This is a genomic window from Hyalangium ruber (genome assembly GCF_034259325.1).
In the GTDB taxonomy this organism is placed as follows: domain Bacteria; phylum Myxococcota; class Myxococcia; order Myxococcales; family Myxococcaceae; genus Hyalangium_A; species Hyalangium_A rubrum.
In genome coordinates this window covers 345,995-364,340 of the sequence record NZ_JAXIVS010000008.1, presented here as the reverse complement: position 1 = coordinate 364,340, position 18,346 = coordinate 345,995, and the positions used below count along the sequence as shown (strand labels likewise).

Sequence of the window (18,346 nt, the reverse complement as noted above, 5' to 3'; positions counted from 1 at the left end):
ATCACCAAGGCTTGTACTCGCCCCTCTTCCACTGCTGCAGCGTCAACTCCGCAGTGAGCCCCACAAGGCTCTTTGGCACCTTGGCCAGTTCTGCGAGTACCCGTTCACCCTCTTGTGGTGCAAATGCAAGCACGTCGATGGCCGCCCAGCATCGCGTGCCTGGCTCCGAGTCATCAAGAAGGCTGAGTAACTGCTGGTGCGCCTCGCTCCCGCGGGAGCGTAGCTCTTTGTTGATTGCCACGATGAGGCTGAAGTCGCGATTGGCTGATTTGTGATTGCCGGCCTCGATTGCGCGCCCGTGTCTTGCGGAGATCTCCCGATATTTCTCCACGAGATGCTCAGTCGTAAACCCCTTCAACTGAGCCACCCTCATGGAATGACTCCGAACCGCCGCAGAGTCGTCAACCCGAACTCTCTCTGCTCTTCATATGACTTCGTGCGCAGCCACTCACGCACGACCATACCACCCGTGATCTTTTGCTTCGATGAGTAGAAAGCGCTAATCTTCACATGAATCTCACCCTCAATCGCGATCACGTTTTCCGTGTTGTGTAGCGCCTCAGGTCCAAACCGATTGAGATTGCCCTGCGTCTGCTCAACGACGTGGTGCCAGTTCTTACCCGCACCCGCCGAGCCCATTTCTTTCTTGAAGTCCCTCATGGACTTGAAGGCCTTGAAGCCTGGAGACTTCGCGTGGGCAATTGGCCCCGCAGCGTCCGGGGGACGCAGTGCCATAGCCATCGCGTTGGGCGCTAACGAAATGGAGACTCCGCTGGTATTCAAAGCCACCGACTCCACCTGCGCTAGCGCTGGAGTCGTATAGCGAATGCCCAGTTGCGCTTCGGCCACCAGCGCCGCCTGCCCAGCACCTGGCAGCGTGGGCAACTTCGACGCCATCCCTGCCGTCGTGCTCCCCAACGCCACGGTCGCCAGCATCACGAATGCTCGCGCGGCCCTCGTCCCCATCACCTCCCCGAGCCTCTCTCCAGACGCCTGTATCTCCCGAAAGGTAGTGGCCCGATCCACCTCCTCCATCATTACCAACCACCCATCAACGAGTCGCCACACCGTGTCCCAGCCCAAATATGCCACCGCGCCCAGTGTCATCAGCGCCGCGACACCCTTGCTGACAGGCTCAGGTAGCGCCAACAAAACAGCATACATCGTCAGTGTGCCGACCAACGTCGCCACCACCGCAGTAGGACTCACCACCCTCCCGAACTCTTCCTTCATGCCTCCCAGCACTGCGCCATGAGCAATTGCCATGGCCAGGGCATACTTGCCGTCGCCGTCCAGTACGGGAGTGTCGACCAACAGGCGCAGGCAATCCCCAGGTCCCCAGGTTCTCTCGCACCACAGCAAGTAGTGGCGGTTCAGTTCCTCATCTGCTGGCAACAAACGAAGGTTCTGGAGACTCCCTGCCTCTGAAGAAATCAGGCGGCGACTCCGCCCCTCATATCGAAACCAGCCACTGCGCTCGGGGACTCCCAACAACTGGCGGGCGTGCTCCAACGGATGCGCAACCGGTCGTACCTTGCGGACATGTTCCGTTACAGCCGCCTTGAGTTCGTCTTCATCCCAATCGATCGGCTCGGCTCGGCTCGGTGTATGGACAATAGGGGTTCCCTGTCCCGTGTCGAGACGTACGACTTTCGTCGTGCCACTGCACCCTACGACGCACAGTAACAGCAGCAGCCTCACCCAGGGTGGCATGCGGAGTCCTCCGAAGCCTCAGAAGTGATAGCCCACTCGGAAGCCCACCTCCTGCTGGCGGGACATGTCGTAGAAGACCTCGACCATCCAGGGAATGAACGGGATCTTGTAGGCTTGGTATTGCGCCACCGCGAAAGCGGGAATGGAGAGCCCCGCCCCCACTCGGACCGTTCCAGGGCGCAGCCCATTGCCGAACCGATACCCCCCCAGCCCATAGAGTTCCAGGTCGATGGGGAACACGCCGTCCTCGTTCATCAGCGCGATGCCCGCCCGAAGCTGAGGCACCCCCTCGAAGAAGGTGCCCTCGAATGAATTTCCCACCACGTTGAGCTCCGTCCCAAACGCCACGAATGGAGAGGCCCGCCGCGGCGAGGGATGGAACGCCAGTCCGAGCCACACGCCCCCGATGCCCACTTGCTCCTCGGAGGGCACCAGGTGGTAGTCCGAGAGAACGACCGAACCCAGGTGCAGGCCCAGCGTCGGCGCCACGTGGCGCCAGTTGCTCTGGCTCTCATACCGCCCCGAGCGGCGCCGCCGGGCCTCCCACTCCTCCGCCTCGGCCGAGAACCAAGGCAACAGCACAACCAGCATGAGCAGGTGACGCATCTGTCCCTCCCGGCCACGAGGAGCGGGGCCAAAGCGCGATGATAGCGGAGAACTCCCGCCGGGTGCCCGAGCCCCAAGCGGGCCTTCTGGCCCCCTTCTCCCCTGCTGCCATGGCACCCTCCGGCTCCGGCGCGCGCGGACGCCACCTGTGCTAACTCAAGAGCCCCCTCCCGCTGAGGACCGCACCGTGAGCGCTTTCACCTACCAGGACATGTTGCCGCTGGGCGAGGACACCACCCCCTACCGGCTGCTGAGCAAGGACCACGTCTCCACCTTCGAGGCCGGAGGGAAGACCTTCCTCAAGGTCGAGCCCGAGGCGCTCACCCTGCTCACCCGCGAGGCGATGCGCGACATCGCCCACCTGCTGCGCCCTGGCCACCTGCAGCAGCTCTCGAACATCCTCAAGGATCCCGAGGCCACCTCCAACGATCGCTTCGTGGCGCTGGAGCTGCTGAAGAACGCCAACATCGCCGCGGGCCGCGTGCTGCCTTCCTGCCAGGACACCGGCACGGCCATCGTGATGGGCAAGAAGGGTCAGTACGTCCTCACGGGCTTCAACGACGAGGAGGCCATCTCCCGAGGCATCTTCGACACGTACACGACCAGCAACCTGCGCTACTCGCAGCTGGCGCCGCTGGACATGTACAAGGAGGCCAACACGGGCACCAACCTGCCGGCGCAGATCGAGCTGTATGCGACCGAGGGCGAGGCCTACAAGTTCCTGTTCATGGCCAAGGGAGGCGGCTCGGCCAACAAGAGCTACCTGTTCCAGGAGACCAAGGCGCTCCTGAACCCGGACAGCCTGATGAAGTTCCTCGATCAGAAGATCCGCTCGCTGGGCACCGCGGCCTGCCCGCCCTACCACCTGGCCATCGTCGTGGGCGGCACCTCGGCGGAGTTCGCGCTCAAGACGGCCAAGTACGCCTCGGCGCGCTACCTGGACACCCTGCCCACCACGGGCAACGCCCAGGGCCGGGGCTTCCGGGACGTGGAGCTGGAGGAGAAGGTCCATCAGCTCACCCGGCGCATGGGCATCGGCGCGCAGTTCGGCGGCAAGTATTTCTGCCATGACGTGCGCGTCATCCGCCTGCCCCGCCATGGCGCGAGCTGCCCGGTGGCCATCGCCGTGTCGTGCTCGGCGGACCGGCAGGCGACGGGCAAGATCACCAAGAGCGGCATCTACCTGGAGCAGCTCGAGACGGACCCGGCGAAGTACCTGCCGGAGACGACGGATGCGCAGCTGGGCGGCGAGGTGGTGAAGATCGACCTCAACCGGCCCATGTCCGACATTCGAGCCGAGCTGGGCCGCTACCCCACCAAGACGCGCCTGTCGCTCACGGGGCCGGTAATCGTGGCGAGAGACATCGCCCACGCGAAGATCAAGGAGCGCCTGGATCGGGGCGAGGGCCTGCCGCAGTACATGAAGGACTATGCGGTGTACTACGCGGGCCCGGCGAAGACGCCGCAGGGCTACGCCTCGGGCAGCTTCGGCCCGACGACCGCGGGCCGCATGGATAGCTACGTGGACCTGTTCCAGGCCCAAGGCGGCAGCCTGGTCATGCTGGCCAAGGGCAACCGCTCCAAGGCCGTCACGGACGCGTGCAAGAAGCACGGGGGCTTCTACCTCGGCAGCATCGGTGGTCCAGCCGCGCGCCTGGCGCAGGACTGCATCAAGAAGGTCGAGGTGCTCGAGTACCCCGAGCTCGGCATGGAGGCGGTGTGGAAGATCGAGGTGGTGGACTTCCCGGCCTTCATCGTCGTGGATGACAAGGGCAACGACTTCTTCGCCGAGCTGAACGTCTCCGCGAAGGACTGAGGCGCGGGCGCCATGCGCTACCCGGTGACGCCGGACGGGCGCTACTTCGTGGTGCGCGGCCGGCTGTGGCGCTGCAGCAACCCGGCGCTGGGGCCTCTGCAGCGCGCCACGCTGACGCACCTGCTCATGCGCGCCCGAGCCGACGTGAAGCGCGCGCTCCAGGCAGAGGACGCCAAGGCCGAGCGCGCCGCCCGGGCCCGCGTGCATCGCGCCAAGATTGGCCTGGGCGAGCGCGGGCCCGTGTGGTGGACGGACGGCGCGCCGGACTTCAACCGGCGCATGGTGCGGAACACGCCCTACGCCGACTGGTACGCCCAGTTGGAGCAGGGCTGAAGCCCAACGCCGCGCTCAGCTCCCGACGAGATCGAACATCTGGCCCACGCCCTTGGCTCGCGCCGCGTCGTAGAGCGCCCGCGCCAGCGCCACGTCCTGCAGCGCCAGCCCCGTCGAGTCGAAGATCGTGATCTCATTCCCCTGACGACCCGGCTTCTTGCCCGCCACCACCTCGCCCAGCATGCCGGCGATCTGCTCCTTGCGCAGCAGCCCGTCGTGCAGCGGCACGTTCACCTCACCCGAGTGCAGCGCCTGCTCCTCGTCGTCGATGAGGATCCGCGCCTCCTGCAGGATGCGCGGATCCAGCTCCTGCTTGCCCGGCGCATCCGCCCCCATCGCATTGATGTGCGCCCCGGCCTTCACCCACTCGCGCTTCACCACCGGCGAGCGCACCGGCGTCGAGGTACACACGATGTCGGCGCCCGAGGCCTCCTGCATGCTCACCACCCGCCCCCCCTTCTCCGCCTGAAGCGCCTTCGCCGCCGCCTCCGAGGAGTCCGCCAGCAGCAGCTCCAGCCCCTCGAAGATCGCCCGGTGCGCGTCGATGAGCACCCGCGCCTGCACCCCACAGCCCACCAGCCCCAGGGTGCGCGGATTCGAGCGCGCCAGGTACTTCGAGGCCACACCGCCCGCCGCGCCCGTGCGCCACGCCGTCAGCAGCGTCCCATCCATGATCGCCAGGGGCGAGGCCGTGTCCGGATCACTCAGGACATACACGGCGCGCACCGTGGGCAGCTTGTGCTTCTCCGGGTTGCGCGGGTGCGCGTTCACCCACTTCACCCCCGCCGCCCCGTCCAGGAAGGCGGGCATGGCCCGGAAGTCCCCGTCGTACTTCGGCAGCGAGAGGTACACCTTGGGAGGCATGAGCGCCTCGCCCAGGCCATGGGCCCGGAAGGCGCGCTCCACGGCCGCCAGGCCCAGCTCGACGGAGTAGAGGGACCGCAGATCGTTCGCGCTAAGAAGGAGAGTAGGCATGGCGCGGCCTTATAGCGGCTCACGGGCCAGGCCAGGACAAGGGAAGCGCGGCCAGCACCACCCGGAGGCCGGAGTCAACGCAATAGGTTGCCCACACCGTCGACGGATGACACGTCATGGCGGGTCAGGTCGGATCCGCACGGACAAGTAGGCCTGAGTATCTGTAGCGGAATTTTCCCCATTGGTTAGACTCAAGTCCTCGCTCGTTTTCACGGGTTTCCGCGTTAAAGAAAGGGCCTGTTTCACTCTGAGCAAGTGCCCTGGTCGCTGCCTGTCACTGAGAGCCACAGCATACTGAACAATTTTTCATCATCGACCGCGCTGCTGTCCAACCGGTCGTGTAGGGTGCGCCGCCATGACTTCAGAGAAGCTCGTTCATGCCCAGACCGTCGAGGCCCTGTTCGTCCGGGCCTTCGAGAACCGGATGACGCCGGCGGGTCGGGAGGCCCTCAAGCGGGTCGGGTTGGATCTCGACCGGAAGTTGGAGCGGACCTACTCGCTGGAGCAGTGGAAGGACTTCCTGCGGACGGCCGCGGCCCACATCTACGGAGGGGTGCCCGCGGAGGCGGCGTACTACTCGCTGGGTGAGCGCTTCATGGATGCGTGGTTCGGCACCTTCTTCGGCCGGGCGCTGCTGGGCGTGGCCCGGCTGGCGGGCCCTCGGCGGATGCTGCTGCGCGCCGGACATGGCTTTCGCGCGGGCAACACCTTCAGCGAGGTACGCATCGTGGAGCGGGGGCCGACCTCGCTCGAGCTGTGGATGAACGACGTGATGGCGGATCAGCCCACGTTCGCCGCCGGGCTGCTGGCCCGGGCGGTGGAGAAGGCCGGGGGCTGGCGCGTGGTGGCTATCCCCGAGGGCTTCGACGGCACCTCCTGCACCTTCCACATCCGTTGGTCCGAGGCGCCCGCCGTGGAGGGGCTCAGCCCGGACGCCACTGAGGATGCGCCAGCAGCCGCGCCTCGGCCTCGGGCGTAAGCGGCGCCCCATGCGGGGCTCGGGAGGACGAGCGGTGCCACCGCTCCAGCCACCGGGCCCCCAGTGGAGCCTCCAGGGCCTCCTTGCGGGTAGCAGCCACCGTCGTCTCGCCCTTCGTTCCGGTGGACACACCCGCGCCCACATAGAAGCCCGCGAGCAGCAGCGTCACCCGGGTGGGCGTGGCCGCGCTGTAGGTCATCAGCAGGGCACCCTCCCCGTCCTCGCGGCAGCGCTCGCGCACCCGGGTCAGCACGCCCTCGGTCCACATCTCCGGGTTGGAGGCGGGTGAGAAGGGATCGAAGTAGACGAGGTCCGCGGGAGGCAGCGGGCGATCCAGGAAGGACAAGGCGTTGCCCAGGTGGAGCCGCCAGCGCAGGCCCGGCTCCTCCCAGGAGCCCTCGCGCATCAGCGCCTCAGCGGCCTCCCGCCAGGGCTGGAGGAAGGCAAAGCCCTGGGGGTCCGCCAGCGCCAGCCGCAGCGGGGCGAGGTCCACCTCCAGGCTCACCACCTCCAGGGAGCGCCGGCGCTCGGCCCCCAGCGCGCGCGCGCAGGTGAGCGCAGCCGCCGCGTTGGTGGCGGCCCCCAATCCCACATCGAGGATGACCAGAGGCGGTCCCGGCTGGCGCAGGCGCTCGGCCAGGCGCGGCTGATCCACATAGAGGCGCAGGGCCTCCTGCCACGGGCCGATGCTGGGGTGCATCACCTCGCCATGCCCGAGGTGGCGCACCGCCCGCGCGCCGTTGCGCAGCGTCACCAGCTCGAAGTCACCGTCCCTCGGGTTGTCGGGGGTCTCGGGGGCCAAGGGCTCAGCCCACTTCCTTCAGCGTGACGACATTCGGAGCCACCTCGCCCCGCAGATCCTTCGGCGGGGAGATGGTCGCCTTCAGCTCCTGGTACACCTGGGCATAGGAGCCCTGGAGGATCGCCGCGCGCAGCCGGCCCATGAGCACCTGGTAGTGCCGCACGTTGTGGATGGACAGCATCCGCGAGCCCAGGTGGTGCTTGCCCCGCATCAGGTGGTGCAGGTAGCCGCGCGTGTAGCGCTTGCACACGTAGCAGTCGCAGGCCGCGTCCAGCGGCGCGTCGTCCAGCCGGTAGACCATGCGGGTAATGCGCACCAGCCCCTGGAACGTGTAGGCGTAGCCCTGCTGCGCCATCTTCGTGGGGATGATGCAGTCGAACATGTCGACGCCCCGCATCACCGCCTCCACCAGGTCCATGGGCGTGCCCACCCCCATGAGGTAGCGCGGCTTGTCGGTGGGCAGCGAGGCCGTCACCCGGGCCGTCATCGTCTCGCGCTCCTCCTTCGTCTCGCCCACCGCCAGCCCGCCGATGGCGAAGCCGTCAAAGGGGTGCGGGGTGAGGAAGGCCGCGCTCTCGTCGCGCAGGCGCGGGTGGACCCCGCCCTGGACGATGGCGAACAGCGCCTGCCCGGTGGCCTTCTTCTCCTTGGCCTCGAGGCTGCGCAGCGCCCAGCGGTGGGTGCGCTCCATGGCCTCGCGCGTGCCCGGCTCGTCCGTGCGCGAGTCGATGCACACATCCAGCACCATCATGATGTCCGAGTTGATCGCCTGCTGCATGGCGATGCTGGACTCGGGGCTGAGCAGCTGGCGACTGTTGTCGTAGAAGCTGCGGAAGTGCGCGCCCTTCTCTTCAATCAGCCGGTCCTCCGGCAGCGAGAAGATCTGGAACCCGCCCGAATCGGTGAGCACCGCCCCATCCCACTGCATGAAGGGGTGGATGCCGCCGAACTTGCGGAACACCTCGGCCCCGGGGCGCAGCATCAGGTGGTACGTGTTGGCCAGGAGGATCTTCGCCCCGGTCTCCTTGACCTCCTCCATGCCCAGGTGCCGGAAGGCGGCGTGGGTGGCCACCGGCATGAACATGGGGGTGGGGAACGAACCCCGGCGGGTGTGAATCACCCCGGCGCGGGCGCCAGTGGAATCAGTGGTGAGCAGCTCGAAGCGGACAGCCATTGCGGGGGCTTATACCTGCCGCACGCCCGCTTTACCCAGAGGATGTAAGGGGGGGCCTGCTTCCTCGCCCGCAGGGCGCACACCCGGGAATGCCGCGGGAATGGCATGAATCGCCGCCACCCCACGTTACAAAGACTCCACACCGCCCGTGAGCGGTGGTAATGCCGCGCGCCTTTGGCCGCTGCCCCATTTCCGCTAGAAGAGCGCCGCCCATGTTCAACGTCATCAATGTCTCCAAGGCCTACGGGCCCAAGAAGCTGTTCGAGGAAGTGAACGTCGCGTTCTCGCCCGGCCGCCGCTACGGCCTGACCGGCCCCAACGGGGCGGGCAAGTCCACGTTCATGAAGATCCTCGCGGGGGACGAGGAGGCGGACATGGGCACGCTGTCGCGGCCCAAGCGCCTGGGCATCCTGCGCCAGGATCACTTCCGCTACGAGGAGACCCGCGTGCTGGACGTGGTCCTCATGGGCAACAAGCCCCTGTGGGAGGCGATGCACGAGAAGAACCAGCTGCTGGCCAAGTCGGACATCACCGAGGAGGACGGCAACCGGCTGGGTGAGCTCGAGGGCGTCATCGCCGAGGAGGACGGCTACGTCGCCGAGAGTGACGCGGCCACCCTGCTGGTGGGTCTGGGCATCGAGGAGCAGGCCCACGAGGGCCCCATGCGGCAGCTGACCGGCGGCCTGAAGCTGCGCGTGCTGCTGGCGCAGGCGCTCTTCGGCAAGCCCGACGGGCTGCTGCTGGACGAGCCCACGAACAACCTGGATATCGACTCGATCCGCTGGCTGGAGAACTTCCTCAAGGAGTACCAGGGCGTGCTGATCACCATCAGCCACGACCGGCACTTCCTGAACGAGATCTGCACCCACATCGCGGACATCGATTACGAGACGATCATCCAGTACACGGGCGGCTACGACGACATGGTGCACCAGAAGGCCCAGTTGCGCAGCCGTGTCGAGTCCGAGGTCTCCGAGAAGAAGAAGAAGATCGCCCAGCTGCAGGACTTCGTGGCGCGCTTCCACGCCGGTACCCGCGCCTCACAGGTGCAGAGCCGCATCAAGCAGATCGAGAAGCTGCGGACCGATGACCTGAAGCGCTCGAACATCGCCCGCCCCTTCATCCGCTTCGATCAGAAGCAGGTCAGCGGCAAGCAGACGCTGATGATCGAAGGCATCCAGAAGTCCTTCGACGGGGTGCCGATCATCAAGCCGTTCAACTCGCTGGTGTGCAAGGGCGAGAAGATCTGCGTCATCGGCAAGAACGGCGTGGGTAAGTCCACGCTGGTGAAGATGATCGCCGGGCAGCTCGAGCCGGACGCGGGCACCATCAAGTGGGGCCACCAGGCCTCCATGGGCTACCTGCCGCAGGACCACCACGGCACTATCCGCAAGGACAGCACGGCGTTCGAGTGGCTGCGCGACATCAACGTCAAGCTCACCAACGAGGAGATCTCCGGCGTGCTGGGCCGGATGCTCTTCTCGGGCGAGGAGCGGATGAAGCCCACCAACACCCTGTCGGGTGGTGAGACGGTGCGGCTGCTGCTCTGCAAGCTGATGCTGACGCAGGACAACGTGCTGGTGTTCGACGAGCCCACCAACCACCTGGACCTGGAGTCGATCAGCGCGCTGGCCGAGGGCCTCAAGAAGTTCGAGGGCACCGTCATCGTCGTGACGCACGACCAGGAGCTCATCTCCGAGGTGGCCACGCGCATCTGGTCACTCAAGGAGGGCAAGGAAGTGGTCGACTACAACGGGCCCTTCTCCGAGTTCCTCGAGAAGCACTCGGAGGAGACGACCCTGCGTCGTCGGTAGTCCCCTCCGAGCGGAAGCACACGCGGGCCGGGCTCAGTTCGGCCGCGTGCCCCGGCGTAGCAGGAAGATGCCCAGCCCAAGGCCCGCCGCCCACTTGGCCGCGGCGGCCAGCGGGCTGTTGCGCAGCGAAGGCTGAGGCGCGGGAGGAGCCGGCGGGGCCGGGCGGAAGTCCGTGGCCCCCGGCAGGTTGGCCCCGTCCTGCTCCATCTCGGTCTTGGTGGCCATCGCCCCACCCTTGCCGGGCACCTTCTGGCCGGGCGACTTCCCCTCCGGAGAGCGGTGCTCGAGGATGGCGTTGATCTCCGCTCCCAGCAGGATGACCTGCGAGGTGATCCACATCCACAGCAGCATGACGATGACGCCGCCGATGGCGCCGTAGTTCACGTCATACGAGCCGAAGTTCGCCACGTACTTCGAGAAGCCCCACGAGGCGATCACCCAGATGACGACGCCCACCACCGAGCCCGGGGTGATGAACTTGAACTTCTGCTTCACGTCCGGCAGCGCGTAGTAGAGCACCGCCCACAGGAACATCATCAGCACGCCGGCCACCGGCAGGCGCAGCCAGACGACGAGCGTGGAGAACGGCGCTCCCAGCTTGTCGGCCAGCGCGGGCGCCGCCACCGCGATCGCCGCCGCGACGATGGCGAGCAGCGCCCCGCCCACCGTCGTCAGGATGGCGATTCCTCGCACCTTCCAGAAGGGCCGCGACTCCTCCACGCCATACGTGGTGTTGAGCGCCGTCATCAGCGCCACCACGCCGCCCGACGCGGCCCAGACGGCTCCCACACCACCCACCGTCAGCAGCCCCACGCTGTTGTTCTCCGCCAGCGCGTGGAGGCGATCGCCCAGGATGGAGACCACCTCCTGCGGCGCCACCCTGGCGAGCTGTCGGATCAACACCTCCGCCTGCGCGGGATCGATGATCACGCTGGCCAGGGACACCAGGAAGAGCAGGAACGGAAAGAGCGCCAGCACGCCAAAGAACGTGAGCGCTCCGGCGGTGTCACTCACCTTGTCCCGCGTGTACTCGTTCTTCAGGGCCTTGAAGAACTCCTTCCAGCTCATCCCCTTGCCCGGCAGAACCATTTCGCCTCCTCCACGGTGTCCCGTTGAAGAGGATGCGCATTCCCTACAGAGCGGGTGCTCCCCCGCCCACGAGCGCTCGCTCGAGCGCCTGGTGAGCAGGCGGCGGACTTAACGAAAATGACCGACTTTCCCGACAAAAGGGGCGTGTTGGCTATCCGACACTCCACCTCGGGTGATCATCGCGAGCCACCACGCGCACTCGGGGTCAGGTCGCGTTGCACAAGCGGGTGAGACCTTCGCTATATTGGAAGGATGATGCTCGGAGAAAAGGTCTCCTCTCCACCGCAGCGAACCCCCGCGACCCAGGTGATGGTGAGCGGGCAGGGACTCCTGTCGGTGCTCGAGGCGATGTCGCTGATCGAATCACACGCCCGGAAGATCCTCGCCAGCCATGGGCTGGACCCCATTGATGGCGCTCAGTGGTACCCGTTCCGCAACGCGCTAGATGCCTTCAAGGTCATCACGGAGCGCATCGGCCCCAGCACGATGAAGTCCATCGGCCGCAAGCTCCTGGAGCACGTGCGCTTCAGCTCCGCCAACCTGTCGCTGGAGGAGGCGCTCGCTTCGCTCGACTCCGTCTACCGGATCTGCCACCGCGGGCCCGGCTACATCGGCAAGTACGTCTTCGAGTCCACGGGGGCCCGCAGCGCCCAGGTGACCACGGACAACGAGTACATGTGCGAGCTGGACGAGGGGCTGCTGGAGGCGCTGAGCGAGCGCTTCAAGCCGCCCGGAGCGCTCTGGGTGCGCGTGGTCCACAAGCCTGGAAGCTGCCGCAAGCAGGGCAACACCACCTGCACCTACGAAGTCTCCTGGTAACGCGCCTCGGCCTCCTCCAGGAACCCGAGCACCGCCTGATCGAAGGGCTCGGGTTCCACCTGTGAGGCTGCGTGTGCGCCCCGCGCGAGCGCCACGAGCCTCGCGCCGGGGATGTGCCGCGCCAGCTCCTCCGAGAGGTACAAGGGTGTCAGGAAGTCGTCCTGGGCGCAGAGCACCAGCGTCGGCGCCTGGATGCGCCCGAGCTCGGCCAGCCGATCGAAGTCGATGATGGCCTGGCAGCGGCTCGCCGTGATGGCGACGCCGGAGAAGCCCTCGCGCGACACCTGATCCAGCGCCGCCACCCGCTCGGGGAAGCGATGGATCCACCACGGCGGGAAGAGGAAGAGCGGCGTGGCCCGGATGAAGGCCTCGGGGCCGGAGCGCTCCAGCAGCGCCTTGCGGCTCTCCATGGCGCGGCGGAAGAACTCGTCCGTCCGTCCCCAGCTCGCGTACAGCACCAGGCTGCGCAGCCGCTCGGGGGCCGTCACGGCGATCGTCTGGCCGATGGCCCCGCCCGTCGAGTGGCCCAGCAGGTGTACGCGCTCCAGGCGCAGGTGGTCCATGAGCGCCAGCACATCGCGGCTCATCTGATCGACGGAGTAGGAGATCTCCGAGCGCGTGCTCCTGCCGCACCCTCGGTGGTCATGGAGGATGACGCGGTAGCGCTTCGAGTACGCCTCGAGCTGCGGTCGCCAGTAGGCGCTGGTCCCGCCCAGGCCGGAGACGAGCAGCAACGGCGGCCCCGAGCCGTACTCCTCGTAATAGAGCGTCCCTTCTTCGATCGGCGCGTAGGGCATCGGGCCAGCCTCCGGGCCCGCTCAGTATGCCCTAACGGAAGGGTCCGCTAACCTCTCCCCTGCCCTGGGCCAGCGCCCAGGAAACGGAGGGGACAACATGACGACCGCCTCGCGCAGCACCCTGCGCAGCAACGTACACCTGCTGGAGCCCAAAGCCGCCGCCGCCATCTCCGGCGGCAAGGCGTGGGAGAGCCTGCCGGACGATCTCTTCGTCATCGACGGCGTGGCCCACACCTACCACTTCGCCGAGAGCAACCACGTACCCGGCTCCTACGCGAAGATCTTCGTCAACGCGCTGTGGGGCATCCACGAGTTCTACAGCCCGCGCGCCGACAAGAAGTGGCTGCTGGACCCGAAGCTGCGCGGCATGCAGGACGTGGAGCTCATCGCCCACTCGCTCTTCAGCGAGAGCACGATCGACGCGTGCGTCTACCACAGCCTGCCCATCTACTCGCTCTTCAAGGACGGCGGCGGCCCGATGCACATCGGCCAGCAGATGCGGGAGCGCTGGCCGGGCCGCGTCATCCTCTACGCCGGCATGAGCCCCTACCGCCCGGATGCCCTGGAGGAACTCGATCGCCTCATCGAGGAGGAGAAGGCCTCCGCCATCAAGTTCTACCCGCTGGATCTGGTGGGCGGGCAGGTGCGCGGCATCCGGCTGGACGACGAGAAGTTCATGTTCCCGCTCTACGAGCGCATGTTGAAGAAGGGCATCAAGACGGTGGCCATGCACAAGGCCATCGCCTTCGGCCCGCTGGGTCACGAGTTCTTCGAGATGCGCGACATCGGCCCGGCGGCCACCTCCTTCCCTGGCCTCAACTTCGAGATCTTCCATGGCGGCTTCGCCTTCCTCGAGGACACGGCGCTGCAGGCCACCTACAACGCGAACGTCACCATCAACCTCGAGGGCACCAGCGCCCTGATCTTCTACGCGCCGCGCAAGCTGGCGGAGATCCTCGGCGCGCTGATGATGGTGGGGGCCGCCGAGCGCATCGTCTGGGGCACGGGCGTGCCCGTCATCCACCCGCAGCCCTTCCTGGAGGCCTTCTGGAACTTCCAGATCCCCGAGGACATGCAGGAGGGCTACGGCTTCCCGGCGCTCACTCCGGCGATCAAACGGGCGATGCTGGGCGGCACCCAGGCGCGCATCCTCGGGCTGGACACGGCGAAGCTGCGCCAGCAGGCCCAGGGCGATGAGTTCTCCCGGCGCACCACGTTGGCGGCGCCCTGGTCGCGCGGAGGGAGCCAGTCATGAGCACCCTGAGAGAGGCCATCGAGCAGGCCCTGGACGAGGTGAAGGACCCGTGCAGCGTGGGCATCGGCAAGCCCGCGGGGCTGGTGACGATGGGGCTGGTGAAGGAGCTGCGGCTGCGCGAGGCCGAGGCGGGGGGCCACCACGTGGAGCTGCGCATGAGGCTGACCTCCCCGTGCTGCATGATGGGGCCGCGCTTCGCCATGGAGGCCGAGAAGCGGCTCCAAGCGCTGGAGGGCATTTTGTCGGTGGATGTGAGCTTCGACCCGGAGATCGACTGGGAACCCCGCCACATGCGCGAGGAGTACCGGCGCTCCCTGCCCAAACCCGCCGCGCTTGCGGGGGTAGGACCCTGGGTGGACTGATCAGACGGACAGGGGGCATCTACCCAAGTAGCCCTGCTTTACGGTATAAGGTGAATATTGGCACATCCTTAGATTCCAAGAGACATCCAGAATTACAGCTTAGGAGCATCCCATGATGCTTGCCCGAAGTGGCCTGTTGGTGGAGCCAGCACCCTCGCTGGAAGTCATCGAGCCCGCGGAGCTGTCTTCGAACGAAAACCCGCTCGGGCCTGCCCCCAAGGCGTGGCGGGCCATCCTGGAAAGCATGGGGCGCGCCAGCCGCTACCCGGATCGGGACTGCTCCTTCACCGAGGAGCGCATCTCCCAATACCTCGACGTAGACCCCGGCAACATCGTGCTGGGCGCGGGGGCCTTCGGGGTGCTGCGGCTGATCGCCGACTCCTTCATGAAGCCGGGCAGCGAGGTGGTCTTCGCCGACCCCAGCTATCCCATGTACCGGTACTTCACCCACCGCAAGGGGTGTACGCCGGTCATCGTCCCGCTGACGCCGGACTACCGCCACGACCTGCTGGCCATGGCCGACGCCGTGGGGCAGCAGACCTCGGTCGTCTTCGTCTGCAACCCGAACAACCCCACGGGGCGACCGGTGTCGCACGAGGAGCTGATCGAGTTCATGGACACGGTCCCGGAGCACGTGCTGGTGGTGCTCGATGAGGCCTACTTCGAATACGCGTGTGGCCCCGACATGCCCGACGGCGTCGACTGGGTGCGGGCCGAGCGCAACGTGCTGGTGCTGCGCAGCTTCTCCAAGGCGTACGGGCTGGCGGGGCTGCGCGTGGGGTATGGCGTGGGGCCGGAGTGGATCACCTCGGCGCTGCGGCAGGTGAGAGATCCCTTCACCGTGAACTGCCTGGCCCAGCTCGCCGCCAGCGCGGCGCTCGAGGATCGGGCGCACCTGGAGGCGGTGCGCGGGCTCAACGAGTACGTGCGAGACGAGATGTGCGCCCAGCTCGAGCGGCTCGGCCTGGCCTACATCCCCTCGGTCACCAACTTCGTGATGATCCAGTGCGGCGGGGACGACATCGCCATCACCGAGCACCTCAAGGATCAAGGCGTCCGGGTGCGCCACGGCTCGGAGTACGGCATGCCGGGGTGGATCCGCGTCTCCACGGGCACCCTCGAGCAGACCCACCGCTTCCTGGAGGAGCTGGCCTCGCTCATCACCGCGCAGGACCAGGAGCAGGAGCAGGGGCCCACCGAGGAGCCGCACGAGGAGGACGCCCACGAGCAGGAGCCCGAACAGGCGCTGCTCGTGAGCATGGGGAAGTGAGCTACAGCTGGCGGCGCTGGTAGACGTCGAGGTGGTACTGGTCCACCTTCTCGCGCAGCGGCGCCAGCTCCGGGCGGTCCGGCTCGCCCTCCATCAGGGCCGCGAGGATCACCAGCTCGGCCTCGATGATGGCCGCCATCGGCGCCAGGCGCTCGGGCGGTAGCGGCGGCAGCTCCACCTCCACCCGGCAGTGGCCCTCGCCCTCGGGCAGCACCTTGAAGCCCACCTGCCGGCTCTGCCCCTGGAAGCTCCAGCGGAAGAGCACGGTGCGCGAGTCCGAGTGGAACTCGATGTCCAGATCGACGTCGCCGATCCGGCGGATCTCGATCCAGCGGCCACTCACGCAGCGCACGGTCTGGTGCCCGGTCCACTTCGGCAGGTTGGCCGGGTCGACGAGGAACTCGACCACCCGTGCCGCGTCCTGGCGGATGGCGCGCTTGAGCAGCCGCGAGGGGGCCGGAGCCTGCGCGGGAGCCGCGGCCGGCGTGAGATAGCCGTTCATCGTCCGCGCCAGCGCCATCATGTTGTCGTCGACGAACTTCCCGCTCGTGGCCACCTCGGTGCGCTCGATGAGCTCGATGAAGTAGCCGGGCCCCTTCCGGTCCAGGAACACCTGGCGCAGGCCCGACAGCGGATCGTTCAGCACGTGGTCCGAGGTCAGCGGGATGTTCGACTCGCGCAGCGAGTCGAAGGACGCCTGGATGTCGTCCACCTCATAGGCGATGTGGTGGACCCCGGCGCCGTAGCGCTCCATGTACCGGTGGAAGATGGACTCCTTCGTCAGTCCCTCGGTCACCACCATGACGCAGCCGGGGTTGTCGGGCAGCTCCAGCACGTAGTTGAGCATGTCGTACTCGCCCTGTGGGGCCGAGCCGACATTGAGCGGCTGGATGCGCTGCATCCGGAAGCCGAGCACCTCGACGTGGTAGCGGGCGGAGGCGACGGCATCCGGGACGATGAGGGTGTAGTGGTCCAGCCTGCGGGCCCGCACCGGGAGCCCCCTGGGCGCCGTCCAGATGGGCAGGGCCGTGCTGATGTTGCGGCTCATGACTTGCCTCCTCGCTCTTCCAGAGTGGCCCTGCCCCAGGAGGAGCAGAGCACGCTGTCCGGGTCGTACTTGCGCTTGAGTTCCACCATCCGGGGCCAGTGCGGCCCGAAGTGCTGCTTCCAGAAGGCGGCGCTCTCGGGCACCACGTCACAGCAGTAGCGCACCGTGCCCACCTGCTGGGCGGCGCCGTAGATGCGCTCGTTGTCGGCGAGCTGCTGGGCGATGCGCTCGGGGGTGGGCGGATCCGCGCGGCGCAGCAGCCCGAAGAAGAGGCAGTGCGTATCGTTCTGCGGGAGCATGAACAGGCTGGGGCTCACCTTGCGCCGATCGATGGGGAAGATGAGCACCGGGCCGTTGCCGATGTCGCGCTCGGGGTGCAGCCGCTCCAGCTCGGAGGCCAGGAAGTCGGGCGCGTGGGCGAAGGGCACGAAGATGCAGATCTCCGGGTGCGGCGCCGCGCCCCGGTACTGCTCCTCGAGGATGAGGGGCGGCAGCCGCAGGCAGAACTCCTTCCAGGACATCGACCACGTATCGCGAAGGCCGGGCAGACACTGGAGGGTGGACGGATCGAGCGGCGCGCGCCGGGGCTTGCCCTCGGCGGGGATGAGATCGCACACCTCGAGGTTGTAGACCCAGGGGCCACGCACGCTCTGGATGGCCGCGGCGACGTCCTCGGGGCGGAAGTTGAGCCGCTCCGTGGAGTTCATCTTGGTGCGGATGGACGCCTCGGTCTTCTGCGCGGCGAACGCGTGGATCAGATCCGTGCCGACCTCGCGGGACAGCCGCATGAAGTCCGCGAGCATCACCCGCACATCGCCATAGGTACACTGCGTCACCTGGATGGCCTGGGGCGCGCGCTCCACGGCGAGCTTCGCCCGGACGATGATGCCGAACTGGCCATGCGTGCCGCGCACGGCATCGAACAGCTCCACGTTGCGCGTGGGCGAGCACGTCACCCGCTCGCCTTCACCGGTGACCACCTCCAGCTCGAGGATGTGATCCATCTGGGTGCCCCGGTGGAAGGACATGAAGCCGAAGCCGCCCATGGACAACGTGCCGCCCACGGTGACGCCCAGCCAGTCGGTAACCACGGGGGGTGTGAGCCCGCGCTCCAGAGTGGCCTCGAGGAGCTGGCGCCACATGATGCCGCCCTCGACCTCGACGAAGTCGTCCCCCATGGACAGCACGCGGCCCATGGACTTCATGTCGATGACCAGGCCCTCGGGGGCCATCATCTGCGCGCCGGCCGAGTGGGCGCTGCCCCGCGCGGCCAGGGCGATGCCCTCCCGCCTGCAGAACTGGACGGCGCTGACGACGTCCTCCACGGTCGCGGGCTTGAGGACGACCGCGGGCCGGCGCTGTCGGATCTTCCCGAAGTCCAGCTCCGCGATGTCGAGCACCTTCGCGTCCTGGGAGAGCTCGCCTCGAAAGGAAGGAAGCCGGGTGAGCCAGGCAGCCGCCATGCGTTCTCCTTGAGATGGAGCCCAGCATAGC

At 67.1% G+C, this 18,346-nt stretch carries 17 protein-coding genes and 1 pseudogene; 8 read left to right on the top strand and 10 right to left on the bottom strand.

The annotated features are described in order from the left end of the window. Position 1 precedes the first annotated feature (1 nt). The 3 genes and pseudogenes from SYV04_RS24460 to SYV04_RS24450 all read right to left on the bottom strand — a co-directional run bounded on the left by SYV04_RS24460 (position 2) and on the right by SYV04_RS24450 (position 2,319). Complete coding sequence (locus SYV04_RS24460; RefSeq protein WP_321548288.1) at positions 2-367, bottom strand: DUF2019 domain-containing protein; 366 nt, start codon at positions 365-367, stop codon at positions 2-4. Between the two features lie 335 nt (positions 368-702). Continuing rightward, positions 703-1,713: pseudogene (gene sitA5, locus SYV04_RS24455) on the bottom strand (SitA5 family polymorphic toxin); the annotation flags it as partial. A gap of 18 nt (positions 1,714-1,731) precedes the next feature. Next, positions 1,732-2,319, bottom strand: coding sequence for a hypothetical protein (locus SYV04_RS24450; RefSeq protein ID WP_321548286.1), 588 nt, complete (start codon positions 2,317-2,319; stop codon positions 1,732-1,734). Between the two features lie 211 nt (positions 2,320-2,530). Between SYV04_RS24450 and SYV04_RS24445 the strand changes: the two genes are divergently transcribed. Both SYV04_RS24445 and SYV04_RS24440 read left to right on the top strand, forming a co-directional pair. Continuing rightward, a complete protein-coding gene (locus SYV04_RS24445; RefSeq protein WP_422723968.1) occupies positions 2,531-4,135 on the top strand; it encodes a fumarate hydratase in 1,605 nt (534 codons plus the stop codon). 12 nt (positions 4,136-4,147) lie between these two features. Beyond that, positions 4,148-4,468, top strand: a complete 321-nt coding sequence (locus tag SYV04_RS24440) for a hypothetical protein (RefSeq protein WP_321548284.1) — start codon at positions 4,148-4,150, stop codon at positions 4,466-4,468. Between the two features lie 15 nt (positions 4,469-4,483). Here SYV04_RS24440 and SYV04_RS24435 read toward each other — a convergent pair whose 3' ends face one another. After that, positions 4,484-5,443, bottom strand: a complete 960-nt coding sequence (locus SYV04_RS24435) for an ornithine cyclodeaminase family protein (protein WP_321548283.1) — start codon at positions 5,441-5,443, stop codon at positions 4,484-4,486. A 355-nt stretch (positions 5,444-5,798) separates the two neighbouring features. Here SYV04_RS24435 and SYV04_RS24430 point away from each other — a divergent pair, with 355 nt between their 5' ends. Next, the gene (locus SYV04_RS24430) at positions 5,799-6,422 is read left to right on the top strand and encodes a DUF2378 family protein (protein ID WP_321548282.1); all 624 of its coding nucleotides are present in this window, start codon (positions 5,799-5,801) and stop codon (positions 6,420-6,422) included. Here SYV04_RS24430 and SYV04_RS24425 read toward each other — a convergent pair. Further along, on the bottom strand, positions 6,367-7,224 hold the full coding sequence (locus tag SYV04_RS24425; RefSeq protein WP_321548281.1) for an MnmC family methyltransferase: 858 nt from the start codon (positions 7,222-7,224) through the stop codon (positions 6,367-6,369). The genes SYV04_RS24430 and SYV04_RS24425 overlap by 56 nt on opposite strands. Before the next feature lie 4 nt (positions 7,225-7,228). Beyond that, complete coding sequence (gene tgt / locus SYV04_RS24420) at positions 7,229-8,398, bottom strand: tRNA guanosine(34) transglycosylase Tgt (RefSeq protein ID WP_321548280.1); 1,170 nt, start codon at positions 8,396-8,398, stop codon at positions 7,229-7,231. Positions 8,399-8,610: 212 nt separating this feature from the next. On the opposite strand from tgt, the gene SYV04_RS24415 reads away from it, so the two are divergent. Then, entirely contained in the window at positions 8,611-10,212 is a 1,602-nt protein-coding gene (locus SYV04_RS24415; RefSeq protein WP_321548279.1) for an ABC-F family ATP-binding cassette domain-containing protein, read from the top strand. 33 nt (positions 10,213-10,245) lie between these two features. Here the strand turns inward: SYV04_RS24415 and SYV04_RS24410 are convergent, their stop codons facing one another. Then, positions 10,246-11,301 carry a YihY/virulence factor BrkB family protein gene (locus SYV04_RS24410; protein ID WP_321548278.1) on the bottom strand — a complete coding sequence of 352 codons (1,056 nt, stop codon included), beginning with the start codon at positions 11,299-11,301 and terminating at the stop codon, positions 10,246-10,248. A 252-nt stretch (positions 11,302-11,553) separates the two neighbouring features. Between SYV04_RS24410 and SYV04_RS24405 the strand changes: the two genes are divergently transcribed. Further along, positions 11,554-12,120, top strand: coding sequence for a hypothetical protein (locus SYV04_RS24405; RefSeq protein WP_321548277.1), 567 nt, complete (start codon positions 11,554-11,556; stop codon positions 12,118-12,120). Here SYV04_RS24405 and SYV04_RS24400 read toward each other — a convergent pair. Next, positions 12,102-12,917 (bottom strand): alpha/beta fold hydrolase, encoded by an 816-nt coding sequence (locus tag SYV04_RS24400; RefSeq protein ID WP_321548276.1) that lies wholly within the window; start codon positions 12,915-12,917, stop codon positions 12,102-12,104. The two genes, SYV04_RS24405 and SYV04_RS24400, sit on opposite strands and share 19 nt — an antisense overlap. Before the next feature lie 97 nt (positions 12,918-13,014). Here SYV04_RS24400 and SYV04_RS24395 point away from each other — a divergent pair, with 97 nt between their 5' ends. The 3 genes from SYV04_RS24395 (at position 13,015) to hisC (ending at position 15,804) form a co-directional block, all read left to right on the top strand. Beyond that, positions 13,015-14,172 (top strand): amidohydrolase family protein, encoded by a 1,158-nt coding sequence (locus SYV04_RS24395; protein ID WP_321548275.1) that lies wholly within the window; start codon positions 13,015-13,017, stop codon positions 14,170-14,172. Continuing rightward, complete coding sequence (locus SYV04_RS24390) at positions 14,169-14,534, top strand: metal-sulfur cluster assembly factor (RefSeq protein WP_321548274.1); 366 nt, start codon at positions 14,169-14,171, stop codon at positions 14,532-14,534. Before SYV04_RS24395 ends, SYV04_RS24390 begins: the two co-directional genes overlap by 4 nt. Before the next feature lie 112 nt (positions 14,535-14,646). Then, positions 14,647-15,804, top strand: a complete 1,158-nt coding sequence (gene hisC, locus SYV04_RS24385; RefSeq protein ID WP_321548273.1) for a histidinol-phosphate transaminase — start codon at positions 14,647-14,649, stop codon at positions 15,802-15,804. A gap of 1 nt (position 15,805) precedes the next feature. Here the strand turns inward: hisC and SYV04_RS24380 are convergent, their stop codons facing one another. Further along, positions 15,806-16,852 carry a VOC family protein gene (locus SYV04_RS24380; RefSeq protein WP_321548272.1) on the bottom strand — a complete coding sequence of 349 codons (1,047 nt, stop codon included), beginning with the start codon at positions 16,850-16,852 and terminating at the stop codon, positions 15,806-15,808. Next, entirely contained in the window at positions 16,849-18,315 is a 1,467-nt protein-coding gene (locus tag SYV04_RS24375; protein ID WP_321548271.1) for an FAD-binding protein, read from the bottom strand. The genes SYV04_RS24380 and SYV04_RS24375 overlap by 4 nt, the downstream gene beginning before the upstream one ends. Positions 18,316-18,346 lie beyond the last annotated feature (31 nt).

Excerpts from the sequence above, each read along its gene's own strand:
- SYV04_RS24445 (WP_422723968.1), top strand. The coding sequence starts at position 2,531 with ATGTTGCCGCTGGGCGAGGACACCACCCCCTACCGGCTGCTGAGCAAG.
- SYV04_RS24435 (WP_321548283.1), bottom strand. The coding sequence starts at position 5,443 with ATGCCTACTCTCCTTCTTAGCGCGAACGATCTGCGGTCCCTCTACTCC.
- SYV04_RS24450 (WP_321548286.1), bottom strand. The coding sequence starts at position 2,319 with ATGCGTCACCTGCTCATGCTGGTTGTGCTGTTGCCTTGGTTCTCGGCC.
- SYV04_RS24395 (WP_321548275.1), top strand. The coding sequence starts at position 13,015 with ATGACGACCGCCTCGCGCAGCACCCTGCGCAGCAACGTACACCTGCTG.
- SYV04_RS24390 (WP_321548274.1), top strand. The coding sequence starts at position 14,169 with ATGAGCACCCTGAGAGAGGCCATCGAGCAGGCCCTGGACGAGGTGAAG.
- SYV04_RS24400 (WP_321548276.1), bottom strand. The coding sequence starts at position 12,917 with ATGCCCTACGCGCCGATCGAAGAAGGGACGCTCTATTACGAGGAGTAC.
- SYV04_RS24430 (WP_321548282.1), top strand. The coding sequence starts at position 5,799 with ATGACTTCAGAGAAGCTCGTTCATGCCCAGACCGTCGAGGCCCTGTTC.
- SYV04_RS24440 (WP_321548284.1), top strand. The coding sequence starts at position 4,148 with ATGCGCTACCCGGTGACGCCGGACGGGCGCTACTTCGTGGTGCGCGGC.
- tgt (WP_321548280.1), bottom strand. The coding sequence starts at position 8,398 with ATGGCTGTCCGCTTCGAGCTGCTCACCACTGATTCCACTGGCGCCCGC.
- SYV04_RS24375 (WP_321548271.1), bottom strand. The coding sequence starts at position 18,315 with ATGGCGGCTGCCTGGCTCACCCGGCTTCCTTCCTTTCGAGGCGAGCTC.
- hisC (WP_321548273.1), top strand. The coding sequence starts at position 14,647 with ATGATGCTTGCCCGAAGTGGCCTGTTGGTGGAGCCAGCACCCTCGCTG.
- SYV04_RS24380 (WP_321548272.1), bottom strand. The coding sequence starts at position 16,852 with ATGAGCCGCAACATCAGCACGGCCCTGCCCATCTGGACGGCGCCCAGG.
- SYV04_RS24405 (WP_321548277.1), top strand. The coding sequence starts at position 11,554 with ATGATGCTCGGAGAAAAGGTCTCCTCTCCACCGCAGCGAACCCCCGCG.
- SYV04_RS24415 (WP_321548279.1), top strand. The coding sequence starts at position 8,611 with ATGTTCAACGTCATCAATGTCTCCAAGGCCTACGGGCCCAAGAAGCTG.
- SYV04_RS24410 (WP_321548278.1), bottom strand. The coding sequence starts at position 11,301 with ATGGTTCTGCCGGGCAAGGGGATGAGCTGGAAGGAGTTCTTCAAGGCC.